Here is a 25,803-nt window from a genome sequence, read left to right on the forward strand (position 1 = left end):
TTCTGAGGACTTTTACTTTTATTTTTCTCTAATATAAATATCGATCGGCACTCCTGAAAAGTCCCAATTTTCTCTAATTTTATTTTCAAGATATCTTTTATATGGTTCTTTAACGTATTGTGGCATATTAGCAAAAAACACAAACTGAGGCGTTAAAGTTGGCAACTGCATACAATATTTAATTTTTACATATTTACCTTTTGTTGCCGGTGGCGGATAAGCTTCAATTACCTTCAACATAAATTCGTTGAATTTAGAGGTTGGGATTCTTTGTTTTCTATTTTCAAAAACAGTAACCGTAGCTTCTAATGCTTTCAATAAACGTTGTTTTGTTAAAGCCGAAACGAATAAAATTGGCACATCAGTAAAAGGCATTAATTCTTTCTTGATTTTCTCTTCGTAATCACGAGTCGACATGGTATCTTTCTCTACCAAATCCCATTTGTTTACTAAGATTACAACACCTTTACGGTTTTTCTCTGCCAGCCAAAAAATACTTTGATCCTGACCTTCAAATCCACGTGTTGCATCAATAACCAAAATACAAATATCAGCATGCTCAATCGCACGTACAGAACGCATTACCGAGTAAAACTCTAAATCTTCCTTCACTTTAGCCTTACGACGGATTCCCGCAGTATCAACCAGGTTAAATTCAAATCCAAAACGGTCAAATTTTGTATCAATTGCATCACGTGTAGTTCCTGCAATATCAGTTACCATAAAACGTTCTTTACCAATAAGTGCATTGATAAAACTAGATTTTCCAGCATTTGGTCGCCCTACCACAGCAAAACGAGGTAAAACTACTTCTTCCTGAACAGGTTCTGGTTTTTCTGGAAAAGAGTCAATTAAAGCATCTAATAAATCTCCTGTTCCACTTCCTGAAATACTTGCAAACGTAAAATATTCACCTAAACCAAGGTTATAAAACTCAATTGCATCTTTCTCACGCATTGCGTTATCTACCTTATTTACAGCCAATAAAACTGGTTTTGTCACCTTACGCAATAAACGCGCAACAACATCATCCATTGGTGTAATTCCTTCCTCAACATCTACTACAAAAATAATAACATCAGCTTCGTCGATAGCAAGCTCCACTTGTTTACGAATTTCACCTTCAAATACGTCATCAGATCCGCGAACGTATCCACCGGTATCAATTACAGAAAACTCTTTTCCGTTCCACTCGCTTTTACCGTAGTTTCTATCTCTGGTAACTCCAGAAACTGAATCTACAATAGCTTCTCTTCTTTGTATCAGCCTATTAAAAAGGGTTGATTTCCCTACATTAGGTCTTCCTACTATCGCAACAATGTTATTCATTTCTTTGAATTTTAGATTTTAGATTTTAGATTTCAGATTTTTAGTTCCCTAAAAACCTAATCCCTTGTAATCCAAAATGCTTAATTTTAATTTTTTGCAAAGGTAGTTAAAAAAGTGACTAAGTCGCTAAGTTTCTAAGTACCTAAGATTTTTATTGTTATTCTTGTTATTTTCGGGAGCTGTTTCCTGCTATCCGTTTCAATCTTTTTCTGGCTGGCAGCAGCCAGAAAAAGGATTTCCACTTCTATCAGGGCTAGGGTTTCGGGGTATAAAGAAATTCAGTCAACATCAAAAATTAATAATTGTTTTGTATCAACAATCTATTTTACAACCTCTAAAAAAAACTTCAACCTCTTAATTTTCAACTAAGTGTTTCTGAAATTATTTACACTTTTCATAAATATATTGTGGTCTCGCACCCATTCTGTAAGAACTAAAATCACCTTTATTGGATAATTTTAAAGTTAGTCCATCGTCTTCCTTTACATTAAAAAATGTAATATCCCGAATTTTGATTTTTGCCGAAATAACTTTTAAAGGACCTATTTTATAATTACTAAACGGAAAAGGCTCATCACCAAAATCCCAGTATATAAGTTCTTTTTTATCAAAATCAACATATGCTTTATTCTCTACATCGCAAAACCTTCTGTTATTTGATAAAAACGCTTCGACTTGCTTTTCTGTATCTATTGGCACAAACTCTTTTTCCGGAGCTGTGTACAAAACATCATCTACAGCATCCTGAGTAATTCCCACTAAATATTTATTATTTTTATGAATACTAAAATACAATGTTAAAACCCTGCTTTTATCTATCGACATTACATCGGCTCTGTAATTGCACAACTTTTCGAGCTTTCGAAATGGCTTTTTATCTTCATCTGACCGATTACTATAAGTATCTTCAAAATCATCCAAACGGAATTTATTCTGGTATTTCACATAATAAAAACCTGTCTTTTTAAATTCTCCATCTCCCAGATATTCAGGAAATTTTCCAAATTCTATATTCTCATAGATTTTAAAATCAAACCATTCGATCCAGTCATCAATTTTATTAGGAAAGCTTAAAATAGGATAATATCCATCTTTCACAAATATGGCCAATCCGTTAGTTTTATCAATGAACTTATTAATATTCGAAGCCTTATTGGTCTGGAATTGCTTTATAAATTCGCTTAAAAACAATCTCACCTCTTGATCAGAACAAGCCGTTGTATCAAAAGCTACAGAATCTTTCTCTACAATAGTTTCCGTTTTTTTGATTACAGGTTTCGCTGGAACTGCTTTCTCTTCGGTACCAAAAAGACGAGCCAAACCCAAAATTACTATAAGTCCCAAACATATTGGTATTGAATACTTCGTTGAAACTTGCATAAATTATGATCTGGCGTTTAGAAAAAATTATTGATTATATCCAAAACGCTTCAGCATATTGGCATTGCTTCTCCAGTTTTTATTCACTTTTACAACCAGTTCAATATGTATTTGTTTCCCGAAGAATTTCTCAAGATCAGCACGAGCATCGGTTCCTACTTTTTTCAAAGCCGCGCCTTTATGTCCAATGATGATTCCTTTTTGAGTTTCGCGTTCTACCATAATGATCGAACGGATTCTGATAATTTTTTCGTCTTCAAAAAATTCTTCCGTTACGATTTCAACTGCATACGGAATCTCTTTGCTATAGTTCAGTAAGATTTTCTCACGAATGGTTTCGTTTACGAAAAAACGTTCCGGTTTGTCTGTTAATTGATCTTTTGGGTAATATGCCGGTGATTCCGGTAACAATTCGATGATTCTTCCAAAAACTTCCGGAACATTAAAATTCTGTAAAGCCGAGATTGGGAAAATTTCAGCATTTGGCACTTTTGCTGTCCAAAATGCTACTTGCTCCTCTAATTGCTCCTGATTTGAGTTGTCGATTTTATTCAACAATAACAAAACCGGAATTTTAGCATGAATGATTTTATTAAAGAAAGCCTCGTCTTTTAAGTCCTGCTCTCCTATTTCGACCATATAAACCAGTATATCAGCATCTTCAAACGCCGATTTTACAAAGTTCATCATCGATTCCTGCATTTCATAAGCGGGTTTGATGATTCCGGGAGTATCCGATAATATAAGTTGAAAATCCTCGCCATTCACGATTCCAAGAATACGATGACGGGTTGTTTGTGCTTTTGATGTAATGATAGATAATCTTTCCCCAACAAAGGCGTTCATCAATGTTGATTTTCCAACGTTTGGATTCCCGATGATGTTTACAAAACCTGCTTTATGTGACATTTGTGTATTATTTAATTTGCAAAGGTAGTCATATCAACTCAATACAGAAAATAAAACATTTTTTAAAGTTTTCGTTGGATTTCTTAAAAATCGGCGTATCTTTGCACCCGAAACATCGCGGGATAGAGCAGTAGGCAGCTCGTCGGGCTCATAACCCGAAGGTCACAGGTTCGAGTCCTGTTCCCGCTACTAAGAGAAAAACACCACTTGAAAAAGTTGGTGTTTTTTTCGTTTATAGCACCTTTGTATTTATGGAAGAATTTGTTGTTTACATTCTTTATTCTGAAAAATTCAATAAAAATTATACTGGTTATACTTCTAATTTAATTGAAAGATTCAAATCTCATAATATTCTTGAAACACAAGGGTATACTTTAAAATTTAGGCCTTGGAAAGTAATTCACGTTGAGTTTTTTTAATTCTAAATCTGAAGCGATGAAAAGAGAAAAATATTTAAAAACAGGAATAGGAAGAGAATTCATCAAAAAACTTATTGAAAATTCATAGCTCGTCTGGCTCATATCCGCCGCGGCGGACACAGGTTCGAGTCCTGTTCCCGCTACTAAGAGAAAAAGCTTCAGAGAAATCTGGAGCTTTTTTTATGCAATAAATTTCAGCTCGACGGACTTATATCCGCCGCGGCGGACACAGGTTCGAGTCCTGTTCCCGCTACAGAGAATAACCCATCAACTTTTTGATGGGTTTTTTGTTTTTTATTACCTCTGTCAATACCAGTAAACGTTGATACTAAGCCAAAAATAGAGTTTACTCTTCCAGTTAGATATTCCCTGTTTTCAGCCCTAATTGACAATCCTTCTGGAAATACTAAATTCTGGATTCTAATTTTACTGTCAATATCTCCTTCTCTCCAGTATTTATTGATGTTTGTAACCTTTTCGACCACTTTATCAATATGTCTGCTGTGGTTAGATATTATTTTTTTATTTGAGGCAATCTGAAGATCAACCTCCTTTAATTCCATATCAAACTGAAGTGAGTATCTATTGTATTTTTCATCCCCAAAATTCGGATTGTCAAAATAGCGTTTATCTAAATTTTCAATTTTAGCTTCTAAATCCTTTTTCTTCGCAAGCAGACCTTTCATCTCTTCCCTGCCTTCATTTTCCACAATCTCAAAAAGTTTATTCAGCTGAAATTTAAACGGTTCTACAAATTGAGAGCTTAAGGTATATCTTGATAACAGTTTTTCAAAAGAATCATTCAATCCTTCTGTTTTTGAATGTGATGTTGTTAATGCGTTAAAACTGGCATTTCTGCATTTCTGGCATTTATAGTAATGTGCATTCTTTTTTCTTACCACATAACTGGTCAGAAGGCTTCCGCATTCACATCTTAAAAATCCTGTCAGAGGTCTAAACTCATTGATCTTGCTTTTTGAGTATTCTTTTATTGGCACTTTACTTTCAGAAAGCATAATGTCAACTTTCAGAAAATCCTCCTCACTCACTAAACCTCTCCAATTTCCTTTTACTGGCTCTTCAAGCAATGCATTGACAGATATTCCGCAGTAAAATGGATTTCTCCACATAGAGCCGAGTGATTGTTTTGTAATATGTAAATTCAGCTTTTCTAGTTTCTCTCTTATTACAAAATCCCTTTCTCCTGCAAGTTTCCATTTCCAAGCCGTTTTTAAAATCTCTCCTTCCAGATTTATAGTTATAGACTGCTTATCCTGCATTAAAGCATAATCTCCTACTTTCCTGCCTCTCATTGTATAGCCTCTGGGAGCTTTACCAAGCCAGTTCCCTGCTCTGAGCAGTGCTTTCATGCCTGGAATCGTTTTTTCGAGCCTGTCCATATTTTCTCTTCTGGCATCTAAGAGTTTGCTGTAAATATCAAGTTTACTGTATTCGTCATTAGTGCAGAGACCTGAAGAAGTTTCAATTAAATGCACACCTAATTTATCCACCAGTTCATGGACAATAGTAATAGCGTTGCCTCCCGTTCTGGAAAATCTGCTTATAAATTTTATCGCGATTGCAAAAGGTTTCTGCTTTGCGCTTTTTACCTCTTCTAATAATCTTGTAAACTCTTTTCTGGTAAAATCCCCCGATGCACTTTCGTAAGTACCTCCAAGCATATTTTTGAGTGTATATCCATTTTTAGAAGCAAATTGTATTATTTCTATACGCTGTTCTTCAAGACTATTGTTAACTAATTGTAATTTAGAGCTTACTCTTGTGTAGCCCCATATTTCTTTCACCTCAGCCCTCTGGGCTAATTTCTCTTTTTGAAATTTTTTAAAACTTTCAATCCCCATAATTTCACATTTTAAAATTATACACTATCATCGCTAATTGAAATAAGCTTTCAATTATTTCATGTCCATCTGATTCTGAAATTTCTTCAAAACCTCTGCATCTTCTTAATTCTTCAATTGTTAATTTCCCTTCATTAGTTTTAGGTTTTTTTTCTGCATCGCAAACAATCCTTTCTCTTTCATTAAATCTAACCCCCTGTTTTTCAATTTGTAAATTTACAAAAGTTTTACCTCGGGTGATTCTTTTCTTCTCATCCGTTGCTCCGTTTTTCATTATAAAATTCTCTTTCATTAAAAAAAGACCATCACTGGTCTTTTTTGTTCAACAATCACTCTGCGCTATAAATTTAAAATACTTTTTTTAATTTATCCCGTTCAAAATATGGTGGGGATATTTGTAAAGATATGAGTTAATCTTCTTGCTTTGATAAGTAAAATATACCTGTGAAAGCCCTAGAGCGTTCTTTTAAATTTAAACAAAGATAAAACTCTCTCGTCTTATTGTCATGGACATAATATGTACATGAAACGTTTTTTGCTATTTAGAATCAACTAGAGTTCCATCTTTCCTGCAGTGATATAAATCACTAATTTCGTTTATAAGTTCAAATTCATCAATCGGGAATAACTGAAGTGCAACCCCTAGTATTAGCCCGACATCAATATTCTGGTTTTGAATTGTTGGAGGAACTTCTGCGCTGTCCCTGTCTACAGCTATTATGCAGAGCTTCATCAGATTCCTTATAATGGAAACAAGTTCATAATAATCGTATATCCTGATCTCTGCGTTATACATTCCTCTTTTATCCTCGGCTGGTTTCAGAGTATTAAGCAGTCTTTCGCTTAACACTCCTATTTTTTCCAATTTTCTAATTTCATCTGTCTCCATACCCATTATTCTTAAATTAATTTTACCAAATCAGTCCTGCTTATAAATTTTTAAAAGCCCGCCTTCAATTACCAGTTTATGAAGTTCGTTGCTAAGCTTTGTGACAATCATTTCCATCTGAGAAACCTTTTCCGCGTCAAGCCTTGTTAATCCATGCGAAACAGTTCTATTTGCATCCAGATAAGGAAATATTTCTGTCCAGAACGTCTCAAGTAAATAATTGTACTTTTTAATATCATTATCCGCGTAAATGCATAAATTCCACAATGTCTTGCTTGACAAATAATTGGGCATATAATAGGTTTTTACGAAAATATAGGTTCTGCAGAATGAAAGAAAAAACTGTGCGAATAAACAACCCAACCCACAGTAGTTTTCCTCATTGTTGTGGGCTGTTGCAGAAAACTGCTCCGCACATTTTTCTACCGATTTATAAAAAATGTGAAGGTCACCGTAATAAGGTTTGTGAGGTTCTTCCCAGTGAAATTCTGGATGATACTCATTTGATGAATAAATCAGATAATTTTCTTTTATGATTTTCTCAAAAAAACTCTGATATTCATAGAGGTTATTCTGTATCCAGTAACGACTGTGGCTGATCAGAACCAAATTACATTTTCCGCCTAACTTGCTTTTTAAACAATCGGTAATTGCTTTTAATTTTTCATTACCTGTATTTTCGGCAATGAGCAACAGATAATAAATTATTTTATCATTGCTGGTTGTCTCATGAAACAGATAAATCTGTTCTGGTTCTGCTCTTTGCAAAATTATTTGAACAGCTGTATCAAGCACTGAAATTGTAGGCTTATTATCGGTCTGGCATAAAACTTCTTTTTTTCCTGTATATTCTTTTTTTATTAGTTTTTTCAGTTCACTCAACCTGTCTCCTATAATATTGCAAAGATTTTCTTCAGCTTCACCGACCGTCTTAAACATTTCATTACGATACAGCGCTTCATCATCGCTGGAAGCTTCCTTCGCCTGCTCAAACAGATCAGTAAGAAAATATCTGCCTTTGGAGCTTTTCACAAAGTATCTTTGAATAACAGGAATGTATGCTGAGAGACTAGATATTCTCTCATTTATACTCACAGAGACAGATTTACTTCCTAAATACAGTTCCTCCAAGTATTGGAGATCATATTCAATAAGCCTTGAATACGAAGTAAAAACAGCGTTTGAAGCACTTTCTGAAATGAGATTTTTGATCTGCCATTTATGAAGCTCATGATCGTGATAAAAATTATTTTCGTAATCATTAAATCTTTTCTTGTATTTTTTCCATTCCCATTGTGTGAAAATTGAGTTTTCAAATTCTTTATTCTCATAGATTACAGCAGACGGGCGACAATAAAATCCAATAAAAGGATCGCCTAAAGAGTAATAATGATGAAGCTTTGAAGAAAAGATAAAATATATTGTGATCTGAAAGTTTTCTTTAACTTTTCTTATCCATTTACTCTGCTGGAGTTTCTGCACATCAATACTGCTGTCCATATTCACGATAAGGTTTGAGAAAGCAGACGAACTTTGTCTGGTAAAGAACAGCTGGATAATATTATACTTATTTATCAGCTCTCTAAGAATATTTTCCAAATACTCATTTTCGAGTTCTGGAAATGTAATTTTTTCTACCGTTTTCATAGTGTTTTTTTTGAAGTTTTTATAAAGGTTGTTTCATTCGACAGGGGATAAAATATCCCCAGACAGCTTCTCTTTCTTAATCTTTTCAATGCCTCTTTCCATGATAAGCTGTCCTGCATCCAGCATTTTGATTAAATGGACATAAAGAGTTATAATATCACAATCTGATTCTCCCGCGTGCGGAGATAATGAAAGGTGCACGATTTCGCAGAGAAAGAATTCAAACTGCTCTAATGATTTCTCTTCGAATGCCTTTTGAAAAACCTTGAAAGGATTTTTATACTCTTCTTTACTTAGTGAGGCCAGATGAACTATTGAACTGTAGTCGCCCGAACCCTTCACCTGCCATTTCCTGCTTTTTCTTTTCAGAGATTTACAAACTTTGATAAACGAGCTTAAAGCAGTATAAATCACAAAAACATGGCAAGGATTATCCTGCTTATAAATCCTCCTCCTGTAGCTGTATATAGCTACCTCGCTTAAAATCTGTTTATACTCATCAAGATGGGAGAAATCAAAAAAAACATGCAGAGCATCATATGGATTTCCTGCCTCATAAGCTGACCAAAAATTAGTTCCAAAGGATATTTTATTCTTTTTCATAGCGGAAATATTTAGAATTCAAAGCGAAGTTCCTGCCTTTCAAAAGGATAAACTATTCCAGAAATGGATATAATATCTGACAAAAGGAATATTTTACAGGATATTTTTTTATCTTTGAAATTCAGATTTTTTAATCCCCATGGCTTTATCTTTGAGCCTTCAGAAAATTGATAATCATTATGGAACAGAAAATACATCAGGGAAGAAACGTAAAACGTTTTAGAGAAATGCTTAATATAAAGCAAGAGGCATTAGCTTATGATCTGGGAGAAGACTGGAATCAGAAGAAAATTTCTATGCTGGAGCAGAAAGATGTAATTGAAGATTCTCTGCTTAGACAAATCTCAGCAGTGCTAAAAATTCCAGTTGAAGCTTTTCAAAATTTTGATGAGGAGCAGGCTATAAATGTTATTTCAAATACTTTTGGAGATAATGCTTGTGTCGGAAATCCTAACTCTACATTTAACTTCAATTCTATCGCAGAATTAAAAAAACTTCACGAAGAAAAGATTGCTTTATTTGAGCGCATGTTGAAAGAGAAAGATGAAATGATGGCAAGACTTGAAAAACTAATTAATAAATAATCATCACAAAAAATATTAATTCAGAAAAAAAGAGACTATGAAGTCTCTTTTTTTTCTAAGTAATTAAATTTATTCAAGCCAGCTTTTTGGAATTAATGCATCCTTATCTTTGACAGCATTTTTTTTATCATTTCTCCAATCTTCCACTAGGTGGACATTGTCCAAACCATGCCAAGCTAATTCGGGAGTATGCTCTAAAATTATCACTTGGGTAGAATTTTTAGTACGCTTCATAAATTGGGAGCAAGTTGAGAAAATTTTCATAGTGCTTCTGAAATCTTCACCAAGTTTACTTTTTAAATCTCTAATTTCTTTAGGAGTTTTAGGAATATCTTCTGGTATTGATTTTGGAAAATACACCTGACTTGGTTGATCAAAAACTATAAACGATGGAACATAATTAGGTATATTAAATTTATGTAAACTCAAAAAATACTCATGAAGTCCTAACATTGTTGCGATATGATATCCCATATGATTTGCACCACTTCCAATCTCCCAAAAATAATCTTCTCTATTTTTACCTTGATTAAGCACCTTTATTGTAAGATTTTGAATATCCAATTTAACTGGATCCTTACCTCTCTCTATGTCTAGCATCTCAGTGTATTTTGATATTGCTAAAGTTACGTTTTGCAAAGCTATAGCTTCACTAAGTATAGATGTCTTACTTCTAATCTTTTTATCTTTTTCTAATATATCACTTTTTAAAGAATCTATTTCATCCTGTAAAGTTCCATCTATAGAACTTTTTTTTACATTATCTATGGCTTCCTCAATTTTACCAATAAATCTATAAATATCCTCTACTTTTTTTCTTTCAGTGTTTTCTTTATTTTGTTCACGATAAATTGAGTTTAGATTAGAATTTATATTCTTCAATACCTCTTCTTGTTTTAAAATTTCTTTCTTTAAAATTGAAATTTCTCTATCCAAATTAGTATCATTGGTTATTGCATTTAGTTTTAATGAAGCATCTTGCAATAACAATAATTGTTTTGTAGCTTTATGATTCTCCGAATCACAAAATGGACATCTACTATCTGACTCATTTTGAATAAACCAATCTATAGGCTTTAATCTATTTATTTTAGTTTTTACAACTTCTTCAAAATATTCTTGCCTAGATGAATTAACCTGAGATATCTTAGTTAGACTTAGGCGTTTATTATCGATATCAAATGCTAATTCACTTCTTTTATCGATTAATGTTTGAAGTTTTTCCGCAAATTTAGTGGCAGATCCGCTTATATAAATTGGTATTGGATTTTTATTAATATCATTGGTTATCTTTTCCAATTCATAAATAATTTCATCCACTGTGGAATTATCGAGATCTAATTCTCCGTTAGTCAATCCAAAGTCAAAAGCTTTACTGTAATGATTAAAAACTTCATTTTTCCAAATATCCCTTGCACTCCTTTTTTCTTCTAATTGGCTACTTTTTTTTGATAATTGTTGTTCTAAGTCTTTTTTTTCCTTTTTTAATTCAATTATTTCATTTGTTTCATATCCCAAAATCAAAGGAAAAATTATTCTTAATTTATTTTGGTGTTCATAAGTATCCGCTTTATAAAAAAGTGTAGTGGGATTTGCTACAATATTTTGTGGCTGAAATTGAAAAGCAGACGTATCTCTAAAACTAGCAGATTCAAGCCATTTATTCTGTGAATTATCATCATCAAATCTTTGAGTAGAAAATCCCGCAATTTGATTAAATCTATTAACCACATTTCTTCTATTAACTTTTATACGAGAAAGTCTATCTCTATTATTGTTCAATTTCAATAATGAAGGCAAGTCAATTTTTGCTTTTTCAAACAAATACATCTCTGTAGTAGAAGCTTGGCTTCCTGGTTCTTCTCTCGCTATAAATATTTCAGAGTTTTCTGTAATAATGTGGACGGCGAAAAAAGCAACATTATCCCTAATCGTATCAACAGGGATTGTACATTTTTCACTACCCAAACAATAATCAAGTATATGAATTATAGCCGATTTTCCTTTATGGCTGTCCCCAGTTAAAACATTTACTTTATTTAATTCAAAAGGAATATATCGTGGTTCCTTAGATTCATCTTTGGGATATATTATAATATTTTTTATCTTGAATTTCATATTTCAATTTTTAACATTATTTGTATTTCTTCGATTGGAGTTTTAGCAAACCATTTCCCAAGTTTATTTGCTCCTAAAACAATATGTGTTATGTCTTGATGATAAGTTCGAGTAAATGGATTGCGCAATGACGAAATTTGATGTGTTTCTTTGTTATAAGTCAACAGTCCTTTATTAAATGCCATATTTAAAGCATCAAATGTCTGACTTGACATTTTATTCATTCGATGTTGTAAACTTGAACAAAATTCTGGATGTTTAGCTAGTAACGTATACAGCTCATTACTAGAAAGTATTTGTTGCAATGAATCTTTGTGATATATCAATGGTAAAACAGGAAAAAAATAATGTGTTTTTGGATATATTTCTAGATCAAATTTTTGCGCTGTAGCTTGGAAAGAATAGGTGAATCGATGCATTGCAATTGCACTGATTGTTACATTTTGGATAATGTCAAAGGTATTAAGATGCTTTTTCATGAACTTCAAATATTTTCTCCCAATCTGGATGCCAACCTATTTGTAAATTTTCCGCTAATGAGTGATAACTACCATTTTTAAAGTAACTGCTAGTTATTGGAATTTCGTATAAGCCTTTAAATTTCACTTCCATAGACAAAATTTCATCATAAATTTTATAAGCAAAATTATCTTTCTCCTCTTTAGTATAATCCTCTAATTCATTTACTACATATTTATCAAATACTCTACCCCATCTAATTCTATTAATTTCTGCAAAATCATCAAAATCTTTAGATGTTATATGCGCATATTTGGCAACATTTAATATCTCTTTTTCATAGCATAAATAATCTCTTATTGCGTCAAGAATAATATTTTGAAGATTGCGATGTTTAATTAATTTTAATTGCTCAACAAAAGTGCTATTTTGGATAACTTCAATTTCTTTATCTCCAATTTCTTCTAAAATCTGCTTTCTGGCTGTAAAATTTATAGTTGAAAGTCTATATGAATCATAAACACTTTCAACTGTGCTGTTAAAATCTTCTTTAGAAATAATAATAGGACTTTTGCTGTTGATTAACAGCTTACATTTATCACTAATCCATCCTTTTAGATAAAATAGAATTCTATCTCCATAAATATGACCTTTAGTTAAACTGATATTATTCAAAATTTGATCGTTCATTTTTTCCAAATTTTGTTCGTCTTGAATTTTAATTTTAGAGATTAACTTTCCTAAAAGTTTTTCGTCGAAAATTACTGATTCCATTATTTTTAATAAGGCAACTGAAGATGCTGGTTTTTTATCTTTCGAAGAAAGATCATCTTTTTTAGACTCCACAATTTTTTTTAAATTTTCAATAATATCTATAGCATTTTCTTCTGAATCACATTTAGATATTTTTGATAGAATATAATTAGTTGGCATTTTTTTATTTGAGCAACAAATGAATTCATTATCAAAAGATAAGATTTTTTCATTTATTTTATTGATCCATATTTGTAGTGTTCTCCATAGATCTTTGCTACTATCAGAAAATGTAGAAGAAGTTTGAGAAATGCTATATTTATCTTGTTCTGTTAAAATTACTGAGCCATCTGATTTATGAATAGCTACATCATCAATTAACTCTATAGAAATTGAAAATGTCCTATTAGATAACTGAGACAAATAAAGAAGAGCTCTATCTGGCTGGAATAAATAACCAAGCATTTGCGCCTCAGCACTATCTTTAGATTTTTTTGCCAAAATATTATTTTTTTCTTAAATATATTAATAAATATTTAATTACAAAAAAAAGTCTTGACTTACTTTAGAGAGATTAGAGAAAATATCAAAAAAATAAGCTAAGGTATTGGAAAATTTGCAAAAAAGCACGCATAATAACAAGCCTCGTACCTCTACTTGTTACCCTTCGGGACTTATAGTACTTTGTTACAAATTTTCCAATTTAAGCCTGCTTTCTTTTTTTCTTTTTTTTCTTTTGAAATGTATTTAGTTTTAATCTTGATAAGTAAAATATACTTATGATACTCAAAATATTTTTTCTTGAGTAAATTTGTTTTTGACTTAATTACAAGGTCTTAAAATAAAATTTTTAAAGAATAACCACCAACAACTATCATGTTCAAAATATAGCCATGATGTGATAATATTATTTGTCTTCCGTAAATTTAAGGTTGACTTAAAACTGTTTATAGATTAAATTACAAATCTTCCAAACCACAAAACACTCGAGGGAAAGTTATAAACACAACCTCAACTTAATCCAAATTACTTATAATATACTGACTTTTTTAAAGTCGATTAGATGTTAAAAATTTCGAAGACCACCTCGTTCCTGTGGTCTGGCAAGATGAACGGTTGTTTAACAACCGCCTATCTTGCCACCTATTACCTCGGAACTCGGTGGTGGAGACACTAAAAGAAAGAGAGTTTGAAAACAATGAAAATTAAAGATGATGAAAAGAGAAAATTCAAACAGAACACGAATCGTGGGACTGCGATTAACTCCTTTGGAGTATGCCGAACTGGAAAAAAGATTTAGAGCAAGTACCTGCCGAAAATTAAGTGACCATATAAGAAGGCACTTATTTAACAAACCCATTGTAACCAAATACAGGAATGCTTCGTTTGATGATTACATCGAAGAAACAATGGCACTAAACAGTGAGCTTAATTCAATAGGAAATAATATCAACCAGATTGCTAAAAAGATGAATTCTTTTAAGACCATATCCGAATTTAAAACACAGGTCTTCTGGTTTGAAATAGATAAAAAGAAGCTATTGGAAAAAATAGAGGAAATTAAAATACACTCTCAAAAATTCTCAGAGCAATGGTTGCAGTTATAAAAACCAGTAATTCAGTACAGCGAATTTTAAACTACAATGAGAGAAAAGTAAAAGAAGAAAAGGCAGAATGCATCAGTGCTGTTAACTTTCCTATTGAACTCGACAGGCTTAATTTTACTTTAAAACTCAACCGTTTTATAAAACAGGCTTCGCTTAACGAAAACGTTAAGCGAAACGCTGTACATATATCATTAAATTTTGATCCTTCGGAAAACCATTCTAAAGAAAAACTCAATGAAATTGCAAAAGTTTACATGGATAAAATCGGATTCGGCAAACAGCCTTTTCTAGTTTATCAGCATTTTGACGCAGGACATCCACACATGCATATTGTTACGAATAATATTCAAAGAGACGGCAAAAGGATTGATCTTCATTTATTAGGGATTAGAAAGTCAGAGCCTGCCAGGAAAGAAATAGAAGAAACCTTTGGACTTGTAAAAGCTGACGGCAGAAAACAAAAAGAGCAATTTTCGTTACCTCCAATTGCAAATCGTAAGATAGAATATGGAAAAGCAGAGTCCAAAAAGGCTATCAATGGAGTTTTAAACAAAGTTTTATTTGAATACAAATATTCAAGTCTTCCGGAACTCAACGCTGTTTTAAACCAATACAATGTTCATGCTGATCGAGGAACTGAAGATTCTCGAGTTTTTAAAAACAACGGGCTTCTATATAAAATACTTGATGAAAATTCCAAACCAATTGGAGTGCCAATCAAAGCAAGTGATTTTTACAGTAAGCCGACTTTAAAATTTCTGGAAGAAAGATTTAAAGTAAATGATGTAAAAAAAGAATCATATAAAAGTCATGTAAAAAATGCCGTACGAATGGCGTTCTACGATGGGAAAGTAAAATCACCTGAAAAATTAGCCGAAAATCTAGAAAGTGAAGGCATTCATACCATGTTAAGAAAGAGTCAAGAGGGAAAACTTTATGGAATCACTTATATAGATCATAAAACTCAATTTGTTTTTAATGGAAGCAGTCTAGGAAAAGAGTTCAGTGCGAAAGGAGTTTTGGAAAGCTGTGCTAAAAATATCCTTCAGCTTGAGAGAATGAATAATTCAATTTCTCATATTTCTGGAAACTTTCCAAATCTTGAAGATAAAGAGTATATAAAAGAAAATCTCGCTGATATACTGCTTCGTGGTGAAAAAATAAATGACTATGTGTCAAAACAATTTAAAAAGAAAAAGAGAAGAAGATTACAAAAAGGAATCTAAATAATACAGGATTAAGGATTGGATTTATTTAATAGAAACTCAAACGTAGTTTTTTTATTTCAAGATATTAAGTTATATACTAATCGTAACACTTTGTATTAATATTTTTCAGGCCAAATTAGGTATTTGTACTGTGTTATAGATTAACTAAGTTCCCTAAATTCGCCGTAAAACAATTAGAGTGTTTTATTTACTAAAATCAATTAGTTATTCACAATTAAGTTTTGATAATATACAGTCAGATTATAAGTCCTTTTTCTAGTTAAAACGGAAATTGAGTTTATATGATCAATTCAAAAATATTACAAAATCCCACTTTCTTCTTCTATTATGGAAAACCGTAAACAAATCATATTTAGTAATTCTATATTTGAACTTAACTATTTTAATAAGTGTAAACCATTGATCATTTAAGAACCTTCTTTTATAAAATATAACCTATTTTTACAAATTGATATTACTAAATTAAATAGAGATTACCTTAAATAATAATGGCAAAACAAGTAAAAGCTAAGAAAGAAAAATCAATAGAAGAAACCCTTTGGGAATCAGCAAATAAGCTAAGAGGAACTGTAGAATCTTCGGAATACAAACATGTTGTATTAGGACTAATATTCTTAAAATTTGCAAGTGATAAATTTGTAGAACGCAGAAAAGAATTGATCGCAGAAGGTCAAGAGAAATATCTTGAAATGAAAGAATTCTACAACATGTCGAATATTTTCTTTTTGCCTGAAGATTCTCGTTGGTCTTTTATTATCGAAAATTCTAAGCAAAATGACATTGCCCTAAAAATTGATACAGCATTACATACTATTGAAAAAAACAATCCGTCACTGAAGGGAGCTTTACCAGATAATTATTTTTCACGCCTGAACATGGATGTAAGTAAATTATCAGCTTTACTAGATACTATCAATAATATTGACACTATAAAAGATAAGCAACAAGACATTGTCGGACGCGTTTATGAATACTTCTTGAGCAAATTTGCTTTAGCCGAAGGAAAAGGAAAAGGGGAATTCTATACGCCAAAAAGCATTGTTAATCTGATTGCAGAAATGATTGAACCTTACAAAGGTGTAATTTATGATCCTGCTTGTGGTTCTGGAGGTATGTTTGTACAATCTATGAAGTTTATTGAAAACCATCATGGAAACAAAAAAGAGATTTCTATTTACGGACAGGAGTACACGGCTACTACTTACAAGCTGGCAAAAATGAATCTTGCCATTAGAGGAATATCTGCTAATTTGGGTGATATACCTGCTGATACTTTTGGTCGTGATCAACATCCTGATTTAAAAGCTGACTTTATAATGGCTAACCCGCCCTTTAACCAAAAAGATTGGCGTGCAAGTGATGAATTAAAGGATGATCCTCGTTGGATTGGTTACGACGTCCCTCCTACCAGTAATGCAAACTATGCCTGGATTTTAAATATGGTTAGCAAACTATCTGAAAATGGTGTTGCTGGATTTATCCTCGCAAATGGAGCACTATCTGGTGGCGGAGAAGAATACAAAATTAGACGCAAATTGATCGAAAATGATTTGATTGAGGCTATTGTCATCCTTCCTCGCAACATGTTCTACACCACAGACATCAGTGTCACGCTTTGGATTCTTAATAGAAACAAAAAGGAAAGAACAGTTAAATTACCTGAGGAAACAAGAAACTATCGTAATCGTCAAAATGAAATATTATTCATGGATTTACGGGAAAAGGGAATTCCTTTTGAAAAGAAATTCACTCAGTTTTCAGAGGATAATATTCATGAAATAACACAGACTTATCACACTTGGCAAACTGATGTGTCAGTTTATAAAAATGTTCCTGAATTTTGTTATGCAGCCACCATAGAAGAAGTAACCGCTAAAGACTTTTCATTGGTTCCGAGTAGATACATCACTTTTGTTAATCGTGATGAAAATATTGATTTCGAGGACAAAATGACTGCTTTGAAAGCTGAATTTTCTGAACTACTAAAAGCTGAAACTCAATCTAAAGATGATTTGTTAACCGTATTTAAAGAATTAGGCTATGCCATCAAATTATAAAAAGCTAGGTAATTACATACGCTTAATAAATAATAGGAATAAGGACTTAATTGCCATTCCTTTACTTGGTGTAAGTATTCGTAAAGTATTTATGCCATCTATTGCTAATATCATCGGAACAGATATGTCTACTTATAAATTGATTTCTAAAAATCAATTTGCATATGGTCCGGTTACTTCACGTAATGGGGATAAAATATCTATTGCATTATTAGAAGAATATGAAAGTGCAATGGTTTCACAAGCTTATACTGTTTTTGAAATAATTGATCAAAAAGAACTATTGGCAGAATATTTAATGATGTGGTTTCGCAGACCTGAGTTTGATCGTTATGCTCGCTTTAAATCACATGGCAGTGCCCGAGAAATTTTTGATTGGACTGAAATGCTCGAAATAGAATTACCTATTCCTTCAATTGAAAAGCAAAAAGAAATCGTTCGTGAGTATCATATTATTCAAAACCGAATTTCATTAAACAACCAACTTGTCACTAAACTTGAAGAAACAGCTCAGGCTATTTATAAACGATGGTTTGTTGATTTTGAATTTCCGGATGAAAATGGGAGGCCATATAAGAGTAGTGGTGGGAAAATGTTTTGGTGCGATGAATTAAATAAGGAAATTCCTAAGGGGTGGAAAAAAGGATTTTTAGCAGATATTGCAACTATTATAATGGGACAATCTCCTAGTGGAGAAAATTATAATACTGAAGGGAATGGCGATATTTTTTATCAGGGAAGAACTGAATTTGGTTTTAGATTTCCTAATGTAAAACAATATACTACTGAAACAAAAAGGAAAGCAAAAAAGGGCGATATTTTAATAAGTGTAAGAGCACCTGTTGGAGATTTGAATATTGCGAATAATGATTGTGCCATTGGTCGTGGGATATCAGCAATAAGAAGTAAAATTAAATGTAATTCATTTTTATTTTATCTGATGCAAGAAGTAAGAAATCAATTTGATGCTGCAAATGATGAAGGTACTATTTTTGGATCTATAACAAAGGATGGTTTGAACGATATAATAGTATTAATTACAAATGAAGAAGTTATAAAATCTTTTGAAAATAAAGTTGCTATTATTGATAAAAATATTGAAATATACAGTTTGCAACATAACTCTTTAAAGAATTTAAATTCTTTATTACTATCAAAAATGACAAAAGTAGAAGCTGAATTAATATCTTAAAAAAAAAATATGGCAAATTTTAAGTTACTTTTTTCCGACTATTTTAATATCAATTCATCCAAATTGGATGAATATGGAGCACTTAATATTTGCCTATCAGCTGATATGCCTCTTTTTATAGATCCCTTCTTATTGTTTGCTTCTGATGATGAAACCTACAAACAATTACATCAATATTTGATAGACCATCTGCTTATTCTTAAAGAAATAGCTATTGAGGATAAAGAAGCTGGAGTTAACAACAGTATCTTTAGATTTCCGGAAATAAAACAAAACTGGTTAGGAGTTTCCAAATTTGGGAACGAAGGTCACGGATTAGGTAAAGATTTCGCTAAGAAGATCATCAAATCATTCAACGGATTCTACAATTCTTTTGGAGATGAAGATATCACTTCTGAAACACATATAGAAAAATTGACCATTTTGAATCCTGGAATAGGACGAGATTTCATCAGTGACTTTACAACCAATCTGATCTTTGATTACTTACTGACGTATACCGAAGCTTTTGCCTTAAAACATCTGGGTCCGGATCAGATTCGAGAATTTAGTGTAAATTCAATATTTAATAAACAGTTCAAAAGATGGATGCCTAAAAAGTATCATCTACCGTACTTATACCTAGAAGATAGAGGTGATTTTATAATATTAACACCTTTGGATATATTGACAAAAGATGAATCGGCGATTAACAATTCTGAATTTTATTCTAATTTTTTATCTGTTGCAAATAGCATTAAAAATATCGATCTAAGAAACTCAATTAATGAATATTTCAGAAGTTTACTTCCTAAAAAACCAACTCAAAAAGATCGATCGTATGCAATTAGCAAAACAGCAAGCAGATTTCCTGACATTATTGATTATTACATAAAATCAAAAGAAGACAATAAAGATGCTGTCAGTAAATTAACAAAAGACAGAATCAAAAAACTTACTTCTGAACTAACTGAAGCACTAGCTTCACTGGGTGACATTTTGTTTGAAAATAGTGATTTTTACAAAATACTTCCAAACAGCTATGATGAAGCTTTAAAACGAGTTTATTTTCTAAAAGACGTAATAGAAAACAATGATGGTTACCGCGTTTTCTACAATGACGGAATTCCTATTGCGAAGGAAGAAACAATTCAACGAATATTTAAGCTAACATGGTACGCTACACCATTTGACGTTAATGCAGAAGTTAATAATGGTAGAGGTCCAGCAGATTATAAAGTGTCTTATGGCGCTAATGATTCCACAATAGTTGAATTCAAACTAGGAAAATCATCTTCTCTAAGTAAAAATCTTTCAAATCAAACAGATATCTATAAAAAAGCATCAAAATCTGCCAATGATATCAAGGTTATTCTGTGTTATACTGACGGAGAAATGAAAGCTGTTGAAAGAGTCTTGACTAAATTAGAATTAATGGATCAGGAAAATATTGTAATTATTGATGCAGCTCCCAAGAATTCTGCATCGGTGGCTAAATAAAGTGGAGACTAAAATAGTTGAAAAAGAATTTTAAAAAATAAAAAATACACTTATGTCGAACAATACTACATTAGAAATAAATTTAAACGAAGAATATAAAATTAAAATTGAAAAAGGAAAAGACTTTAATCAATCCATTTTTAATGAGGTTTACAATAGTGCTCTAAAAAATGTAATAGAAATTGTTGTTCAATCAGACGAAAAAACTGAATCGCCTTATGATGATTATAATAATTTGATTGCTTTTACTGGTGAACGCGGTAAAGGTAAGTCATCATCAATGATTTCTTTTCGAGATGCATTAGTTAACAAAGAATGTAAAAATCATATTTCTTTTTTTAAATCTTCGGAATATGAATATTTGAAAAATAAATCTTTTGCAACAATTGATATTATTGATCCATCATTATTTCGAGGAGAAGAAAGTTTGTTTGAAATCATATTAGCAAAAATGTTTCAAGAATTTCAAACTAAAATTTCAAATAATGACTTCAAATTGGGGCAAGATTCGAAAAGAGATTTGATTAAAAATTTTCAAAATGTTTTCGAGAATTTACAAATAATAAATTCCGATCGGAAAGATTTATATAAAAAAGAATCTATAGAAGCCTTAAGTAGGCTAGCCACTAGCAGTAATTTACGTGATTGCTTTAAGCGTTTAGTTAATAGTTACTTGGTCAATTTCGAAAACAATAAAGACTTTTTAATAATACCAATTGATGATTTTGATTTAAGTATTGCAGGGGCATATAATATGCTAGAGGACATAAGACAATTTCTAATTCTACCGAATGTAATTATTTTAGTTTCGTGTAAGATGGAGCAGCTAAATGATTCAATACTAAATTATTTAACAAATGAATATAGAAACTTAACTAGTTTTTATAATACTCAAAAGCAGTTTAATATTTCGAGCGAATTAGAAAATACTAGATCTCAAAAAATAGCACAAAGTATATCAACAAATATTCAAGGTGGATTAAGTGATAAATTGAAATTATCTTCTGGTAAATATTTAGAAAAATTGTTTCCAATTCATAGAAGATTGGTTTTGCCAGAACTATATGTAAATAATCGTGAGTTAAGAATTTATGTTGGTAATACATCGGATTTAGATAGTAATTCGCTTGAAGATGTAGTTAAAAAAGAAAATTGTCACGATATAAAAATAAAGCTTATTGAAAATAAATTACTTTATGTTGGAAATAATTTACCTTTATTACTTTCGGATATAATTTATTCAAAAGCAAAGCTTTTTATTAATTTTCCAAAATATCGAAATAATGTCATCTATCCTGAGAACTTAAGGGGAGTTTTAAATTTTCTAAGTGTATTTAAGAAAAGTGATCTAAATTCAGAACTGATTAGGTATGTTATTGAAGTAGCAAAAAACAATTTGAATACTGAATTTTCTGAAATATTTAATATTTTAGAAAAACAAACATTGCAAACTTTAAACATCGCTCTTGTAAATTGCATTAGTAATTTAAAGGGAAAGTTTAGTGAATTGAATATTAATTACATTTTGTATGCAAGTAATCCATCAAATGTCAATATTGGGGATGTATATACTGTATTTAAAAACTTAGAAAACCAGATTAATTATACAAACCAAGAACAAATAATTTTCATTGATTTATTAAATATTTACTATTCATTGAGACTCATAGAATTAGAAAATGGAGATGTGAATAATCAATCTTTATATATTTCTAATAGTTTACAAATTTTTAAAACTTCTTCAACTAGGAGAAGAAGGAGAGACTTTGTAACTTTTGAAGGTTTATCGATCAAGAATTTATTTGATAAAATAAAGCTTACTGATGATAAATTGTGGTTTGTAAATTTTTTCCCTGTCTTTGGTAAATATTTTAACAACTACAGAGATGAGCTGTATTCCCCTTTCTTTAAACCATTGCACAACGTATCTAATGGTGTTTTTTCTCCATTAGCTATTTTTAATAATATTTTATTTCCCGAACAGTTTACTAGAAATTTAAATATTCCAAATCCAGAAACATCATCCCTTTATACAGATATCCTAGAGTGGAATTTAAATGATGTAAATTTAAATTTGTTATTTAAGAACTCTATGTTTTTCACAGAACTTCTTGATCAATTTGATAAAGAAACAAGAACAGAACATAAATCCGAAGGAATGGTAAAAACTGACGATGGTGAAGAAATATATTTTGATATATTATATGATTATTTTATTAGTTCTTTAGAAAAAGCTTTGGTTACTATTTCAAATAAATATCCTTTTTTGAATATTAATGCAAAAAATTGGATTGAGAATCATCCAATTTTAAAATATTGGAAAAATATATGCCTTGATGAGGATAGACGTAAATTGTTTATTAATCTATTTCAGGAAATTTATTCTTCACAAGATAAGAAGGCTTTTACAAAGGAGGAAATGGATATTTCAAAAAGATTATTAAAAGAATATTCAAATTATTTTGACAATGATCAATCAAATAATAGCAGAGGGGCTAAACAAGCGATGAATTCAGTTTATAAGGCCTTTGGAGAAGATTCTGAATTATATTTAAAATTGAAAGAGTTTCGCGATCTTATGAATACTGATCTTAAAGATGGATTAGATGAAATAGAAAAGCTTTTAAAATCTATTAGATAAATGGATAACTTACGACGTTCAATAAGACTTTTTTTTACAGATTACTGCTCAGATTTTATTTTAAAAAAAAAAGAATCAAATGAGTATATTAATTTACAGAAATTTATGGAGAATGGTTTTAAATCATTTTCAAATTACTCATTGGATGAAATTCAAAATGTTTTTTTCAAATTAGAAAATGATTGGTTTAAAGATATTCACCTTGGGAAAGAAAAAAATTACTTTCACATTTTAAATCATTTTACATCAAAAGTCTTAATTGAAGAAGACTTAGAGCCTTTTGTAGTTTATGAGCATTTACTTAAATGGAGAGATTTATCTTATTATGTTGGAGAAGATTTGTTGACTAGTTCATATTTTGCATATTTAGATAATCGTTCAAAGAGAAGACGAGATTTTTTTGGATGGAGGCCTACTTCTTTTTCCAACAACAAAAGATTACGGCAATTATTAAGTAAAGGTATTGCAGAGAATCATTTTCATTTAAAAGGATCAGGGCCAGTTTTTGATTTAAGTTGGATAAATTTGATGAATCATCCAACCCTTTTTGAAGATAAATTTAGGAATTTAGATAGCGAAATAAGCCTGCTAACTAAAGTTTCAAATACAGCAATAAATTCTAAAAAGGAATTAAAAATTTTAGTATACAAGGCAGCGTATATTCGTTATTTCTTGTCGGAATTATTAAACGGAAATGAGAGAATCAAACTGGATGTTGACTTATCACAGGCAAGTAATAGCACTGATTCCTTCGATTTAATTTTGAAGATCAATAAAATATCCCAAAATATTGGAATAGTAAGATTTGAGAGAGGACATCGCTTTTTGCATAGGGGTAGTTTAGAAGTAATTGATTATGCAATTCCTAAAAATATACATAGTCGAAACTTAAAAAAGTCTTTTGTTTTTTATGGTGAGCGCAAATTTTTGTATGATTGTTTTCAATTAATATATTCTGGGAATAAAGCATTTAAAGAATATGCTTATTTGCTTCACTCTTACTTATTGATTAAGTTACAATTTAGAGCTGAATTAATTCAGGTGAATGACAAAATAGGTTTTGGCAACTTTTCAAGATACCAAGATAGAAAGGAATATTTTTTACAAGACAACAGTATTTATCATACTGCGTTCATGAATTTAGCAGTCCATGACACTAAAAAACATAATAAAATAAAATCATTCGAGCTTAGAGTTGCTCCAAAAAATCAAGTGGTAGACTTAAACAACAGTTTAAAAGGATATAATAAAGCAATTGATAAATATGCCATTTTATCTGAATCTCAATTGTGTAAGACATTGCAAATTGAATTAGAAGAGATATCAAAAAAAAATTATTTAGAAAAACATAATATTTTTTATACAATCCATTATATCAAAAAAAAGGATGATTATAAATATAGTGATAGTTCTTCCGATGTACTATGCAGACATCACAGTCTTAGAAAAGAAGTAAAAAAACAATCTATTGCCATAAGCCAGCTAAGAGAAAGTTTTTCCCCTTTATCAGATTCGATAAGAGGTATTGATGCTGCTTCAAGTGAATTTGATGCTAGCCCAGAGGTTTTTTCTCAAGGCTTCCGATATTTAAAAAATCATAAATTGAGAGGTAAATTTAATCATCTTAAAAATAGTCTTTCTGAACCTAAAATATATGCAACCTATCACGCTGGAGAAGATTTTTATGATTTAGTAGATGGTTTACGAGCCATAGATGAATGCATTCATTTTTTAAATTTAAAACAAGGGGATCGTATTGGTCATGCATTAGCATTAGGAATAGATGTTAAAGAGTATTATTCTTTTAAACAAGGAAAACTCATGTTACCCAAACAAATTGTTTTAGATAATGTAGCTTGGTTATTGGCTAAAATTAGAAATTTTGGTATTGGTATCCACCGTAATGAGATTAATCGATTAGAAAAAGTATTTGATAATTTATTTTATGAATTATTCACAGCCAATTTTGATAAAAATCACCCATTAAAGCAAAAATATATTCATCATACAACATATTACGATGCATGGAAATTAAGAGGAGATGATCCCTATTTATATCTTACAGGTATTGAAGAGGATATTTATTCTCAAATAAATTTAACGTATTGGGAGCGATGTCGAATTAATGAAGAATATCCTATCTCGAAAACTGTCAGAGAGAATATTGATGTAAAAAGATTGTATCAGGAATATCACTTTAATTCAAAACTGAAAGAGTCAGGTACGTTAATTAAGCAATTTGAAATAACACATGAATATGCTGAACTAGTAGAAGCAGTACAACTAAAGATGATGCATGATGTCAAAAACAGAAATATTGCTATTGAAACGAATCCAACATCTAATTATCTAATTGGTACTTTTAAAAGATATGCAAAACATCCAATTACTAAATTCTTCAATTTAGGCCTAGAATTAAATCATAATGATATTAAAAATTGCCCTCAATTATCTGTGTCAATAAATACGGATGACCAAGGTATTTTTTCAACTTCTTTAGAAAACGAGTATGCTTTAATGGCAATTGCTCTAGAGAAAGAAAAAGATGAAAATGGGAATTTAAAATATAACTCTTCAATGATTTATGAATGGTTGGAGCGAATCCGTCTAATGGGAATTGGACAAAGTTTCAAAAATTAGATATTA

Annotated in this window: 20 protein-coding genes and 1 tRNA gene; 10 read left to right on the forward strand and 11 right to left on the reverse strand. The window is 31.0% G+C overall.

Going from position 1 to position 25,803, the window contains the following annotated elements; genetic code table 11:
* Positions 1-18: 18 nt before the first annotated feature.
* The 3 genes from der to era form a co-directional block, all read right to left on the reverse strand.
* A complete protein-coding gene (gene der, locus ACIDC4_RS17415) occupies positions 19-1,329 on the reverse strand; it encodes a ribosome biogenesis GTPase Der (protein WP_065448301.1) in 1,311 nt (436 codons plus the stop codon).
* A 381-nt stretch (positions 1,330-1,710) separates the two neighbouring features.
* Entirely contained in the window at positions 1,711-2,673 is a 963-nt protein-coding gene (locus tag ACIDC4_RS17420; protein WP_412043000.1) for a hypothetical protein, read from the reverse strand.
* A 63-nt stretch (positions 2,674-2,736) separates the two neighbouring features.
* On the reverse strand, positions 2,737-3,618 hold the full coding sequence (gene era, locus ACIDC4_RS17425; RefSeq protein WP_056194996.1) for a GTPase Era: 882 nt from the start codon (positions 3,616-3,618) through the stop codon (positions 2,737-2,739).
* Between the two features lie 116 nt (positions 3,619-3,734).
* On the opposite strand from era, the gene ACIDC4_RS17430 reads away from it, so the two are divergent.
* Both ACIDC4_RS17430 and ACIDC4_RS17435 read left to right on the forward strand, forming a co-directional pair.
* A tRNA-Met gene (locus ACIDC4_RS17430) sits at positions 3,735-3,807 on the forward strand.
* Positions 3,808-3,869: 62 nt separating this feature from the next.
* Positions 3,870-4,037 carry a GIY-YIG nuclease family protein gene (locus tag ACIDC4_RS17435; RefSeq protein ID WP_412042999.1) on the forward strand — a complete coding sequence of 56 codons (168 nt, stop codon included), beginning with the start codon at positions 3,870-3,872 and terminating at the stop codon, positions 4,035-4,037.
* 194 nt (positions 4,038-4,231) lie between these two features.
* Here the strand turns inward: ACIDC4_RS17435 and ACIDC4_RS17440 are convergent, their stop codons facing one another.
* The 5 genes from ACIDC4_RS17440 to ACIDC4_RS17460 form a co-directional block, all read right to left on the reverse strand.
* Positions 4,232-5,899 carry a recombinase family protein gene (locus ACIDC4_RS17440; protein WP_412042998.1) on the reverse strand — a complete coding sequence of 556 codons (1,668 nt, stop codon included), beginning with the start codon at positions 5,897-5,899 and terminating at the stop codon, positions 4,232-4,234.
* A gap of 4 nt (positions 5,900-5,903) precedes the next feature.
* Complete coding sequence (locus tag ACIDC4_RS17445) at positions 5,904-6,173, reverse strand: hypothetical protein (protein ID WP_412042997.1); 270 nt, start codon at positions 6,171-6,173, stop codon at positions 5,904-5,906.
* A 264-nt stretch (positions 6,174-6,437) separates the two neighbouring features.
* Entirely contained in the window at positions 6,438-6,788 is a 351-nt protein-coding gene (locus ACIDC4_RS17450) for a hypothetical protein (RefSeq protein WP_412042996.1), read from the reverse strand.
* A 30-nt stretch (positions 6,789-6,818) separates the two neighbouring features.
* The gene (locus tag ACIDC4_RS17455; protein WP_412042995.1) at positions 6,819-8,435 is read right to left on the reverse strand and encodes a hypothetical protein; all 1,617 of its coding nucleotides are present in this window, start codon (positions 8,433-8,435) and stop codon (positions 6,819-6,821) included.
* A gap of 33 nt (positions 8,436-8,468) precedes the next feature.
* The gene (locus ACIDC4_RS17460) at positions 8,469-9,038 is read right to left on the reverse strand and encodes a hypothetical protein (protein ID WP_412042994.1); all 570 of its coding nucleotides are present in this window, start codon (positions 9,036-9,038) and stop codon (positions 8,469-8,471) included.
* 179 nt (positions 9,039-9,217) lie between these two features.
* Between ACIDC4_RS17460 and ACIDC4_RS17465 the strand changes: the two genes are divergently transcribed.
* Entirely contained in the window at positions 9,218-9,622 is a 405-nt protein-coding gene (locus ACIDC4_RS17465) for a helix-turn-helix domain-containing protein (protein ID WP_412042993.1), read from the forward strand.
* A gap of 69 nt (positions 9,623-9,691) precedes the next feature.
* On the opposite strand, the gene ACIDC4_RS17470 is transcribed toward ACIDC4_RS17465, so the two are convergent.
* From ACIDC4_RS17470 to ACIDC4_RS17480, 3 genes are read right to left on the reverse strand one after another with little or no spacing between them, the layout of a single operon-like run.
* Positions 9,692-11,740, reverse strand: a complete 2,049-nt coding sequence (locus tag ACIDC4_RS17470; protein ID WP_412042992.1) for a DUF3732 domain-containing protein — start codon at positions 11,738-11,740, stop codon at positions 9,692-9,694.
* Positions 11,737-12,219 carry a three component ABC system middle component gene (locus ACIDC4_RS17475; RefSeq protein ID WP_412042991.1) on the reverse strand — a complete coding sequence of 161 codons (483 nt, stop codon included), beginning with the start codon at positions 12,217-12,219 and terminating at the stop codon, positions 11,737-11,739. The genes ACIDC4_RS17470 and ACIDC4_RS17475 overlap by 4 nt, the downstream gene beginning before the upstream one ends.
* Positions 12,203-13,453: an ABC-three component system protein gene (locus tag ACIDC4_RS17480; protein ID WP_412042990.1), complete on the reverse strand. Its 1,251-nt coding sequence runs from the start codon at positions 13,451-13,453 to the stop codon at positions 12,203-12,205. The genes ACIDC4_RS17475 and ACIDC4_RS17480 overlap by 17 nt, the downstream gene beginning before the upstream one ends.
* A gap of 710 nt (positions 13,454-14,163) precedes the next feature.
* Here ACIDC4_RS17480 and ACIDC4_RS17485 point away from each other — a divergent pair.
* From ACIDC4_RS17485 to ACIDC4_RS17515, 7 genes are all read left to right on the forward strand, one after another.
* Positions 14,164-14,559: a plasmid mobilization protein gene (locus ACIDC4_RS17485; RefSeq protein ID WP_488381151.1), complete on the forward strand. Its 396-nt coding sequence runs from the start codon at positions 14,164-14,166 to the stop codon at positions 14,557-14,559.
* Entirely contained in the window at positions 14,544-15,785 is a 1,242-nt protein-coding gene (locus tag ACIDC4_RS17490; RefSeq protein ID WP_412042988.1) for a relaxase/mobilization nuclease domain-containing protein, read from the forward strand. Before ACIDC4_RS17485 ends, ACIDC4_RS17490 begins: the two co-directional genes overlap by 16 nt.
* A 491-nt stretch (positions 15,786-16,276) precedes the next feature.
* Entirely contained in the window at positions 16,277-17,845 is a 1,569-nt protein-coding gene (locus ACIDC4_RS17495; RefSeq protein ID WP_412042987.1) for a type I restriction-modification system subunit M, read from the forward strand.
* On the forward strand, positions 17,829-19,037 hold the full coding sequence (locus tag ACIDC4_RS17500) for a restriction endonuclease subunit S (protein WP_412042986.1): 1,209 nt from the start codon (positions 17,829-17,831) through the stop codon (positions 19,035-19,037). The genes ACIDC4_RS17495 and ACIDC4_RS17500 overlap by 17 nt, the downstream gene beginning before the upstream one ends.
* Positions 19,038-19,046: 9 nt before the next feature.
* Positions 19,047-20,516, forward strand: coding sequence for a hypothetical protein (locus ACIDC4_RS17505; protein WP_412042985.1), 1,470 nt, complete (start codon positions 19,047-19,049; stop codon positions 20,514-20,516).
* Positions 20,517-20,568: 52 nt separating this feature from the next.
* Entirely contained in the window at positions 20,569-23,157 is a 2,589-nt protein-coding gene (locus tag ACIDC4_RS17510) for a hypothetical protein (protein WP_412042984.1), read from the forward strand.
* Positions 23,158-25,797: a hypothetical protein gene (locus tag ACIDC4_RS17515; protein WP_412042983.1), complete on the forward strand. Its 2,640-nt coding sequence runs from the start codon at positions 23,158-23,160 to the stop codon at positions 25,795-25,797.
* Positions 25,798-25,803 lie beyond the last annotated feature (6 nt).

The sequence above is a fragment of the Flavobacterium sp. C3NV genome (assembly GCF_046825355.2).
Lineage (GTDB): Bacteria > Bacteroidota > Bacteroidia > Flavobacteriales > Flavobacteriaceae > Flavobacterium.

What these genes read in the sequence shown, in the direction of transcription:
- era (WP_056194996.1), bottom strand. Translation starts at nt 3,618, where the DNA reads ATGTCACATAAAGCAGGTTTTGTAAACATCATCGGGAATCCAAACGTT.
- ACIDC4_RS17470 (WP_412042992.1), bottom strand. Translation starts at nt 11,740, where the DNA reads ATGAAATTCAAGATAAAAAATATTATAATATATCCCAAAGATGAATCT.
- ACIDC4_RS17450 (WP_412042996.1), bottom strand. Translation starts at nt 6,788, where the DNA reads ATGGAGACAGATGAAATTAGAAAATTGGAAAAAATAGGAGTGTTAAGC.
- ACIDC4_RS17475 (WP_412042991.1), bottom strand. Translation starts at nt 12,219, where the DNA reads ATGAAAAAGCATCTTAATACCTTTGACATTATCCAAAATGTAACAATC.
- ACIDC4_RS17435 (WP_412042999.1), top strand. Translation starts at nt 3,870, where the DNA reads ATGGAAGAATTTGTTGTTTACATTCTTTATTCTGAAAAATTCAATAAA.
- ACIDC4_RS17455 (WP_412042995.1), bottom strand. Translation starts at nt 8,435, where the DNA reads ATGAAAACGGTAGAAAAAATTACATTTCCAGAACTCGAAAATGAGTAT.
- ACIDC4_RS17465 (WP_412042993.1), top strand. Translation starts at nt 9,218, where the DNA reads ATGGAACAGAAAATACATCAGGGAAGAAACGTAAAACGTTTTAGAGAA.
- ACIDC4_RS17490 (WP_412042988.1), top strand. Translation starts at nt 14,544, where the DNA reads ATGGTTGCAGTTATAAAAACCAGTAATTCAGTACAGCGAATTTTAAAC.
- ACIDC4_RS17445 (WP_412042997.1), bottom strand. Translation starts at nt 6,173, where the DNA reads ATGAAAAACGGAGCAACGGATGAGAAGAAAAGAATCACCCGAGGTAAA.
- ACIDC4_RS17495 (WP_412042987.1), top strand. Translation starts at nt 16,277, where the DNA reads ATGGCAAAACAAGTAAAAGCTAAGAAAGAAAAATCAATAGAAGAAACC.
- der (WP_065448301.1), bottom strand. Translation starts at nt 1,329, where the DNA reads ATGAATAACATTGTTGCGATAGTAGGAAGACCTAATGTAGGGAAATCA.
- ACIDC4_RS17485 (WP_488381151.1), top strand. Translation starts at nt 14,164, where the DNA reads ATGATGAAAAGAGAAAATTCAAACAGAACACGAATCGTGGGACTGCGA.
- ACIDC4_RS17505 (WP_412042985.1), top strand. Translation starts at nt 19,047, where the DNA reads ATGGCAAATTTTAAGTTACTTTTTTCCGACTATTTTAATATCAATTCA.
- ACIDC4_RS17440 (WP_412042998.1), bottom strand. Translation starts at nt 5,899, where the DNA reads ATGGGGATTGAAAGTTTTAAAAAATTTCAAAAAGAGAAATTAGCCCAG.
- ACIDC4_RS17510 (WP_412042984.1), top strand. Translation starts at nt 20,569, where the DNA reads ATGTCGAACAATACTACATTAGAAATAAATTTAAACGAAGAATATAAA.
- ACIDC4_RS17500 (WP_412042986.1), top strand. Translation starts at nt 17,829, where the DNA reads ATGCCATCAAATTATAAAAAGCTAGGTAATTACATACGCTTAATAAAT.
- ACIDC4_RS17460 (WP_412042994.1), bottom strand. Translation starts at nt 9,038, where the DNA reads ATGAAAAAGAATAAAATATCCTTTGGAACTAATTTTTGGTCAGCTTAT.
- ACIDC4_RS17515 (WP_412042983.1), top strand. Translation starts at nt 23,158, where the DNA reads ATGGATAACTTACGACGTTCAATAAGACTTTTTTTTACAGATTACTGC.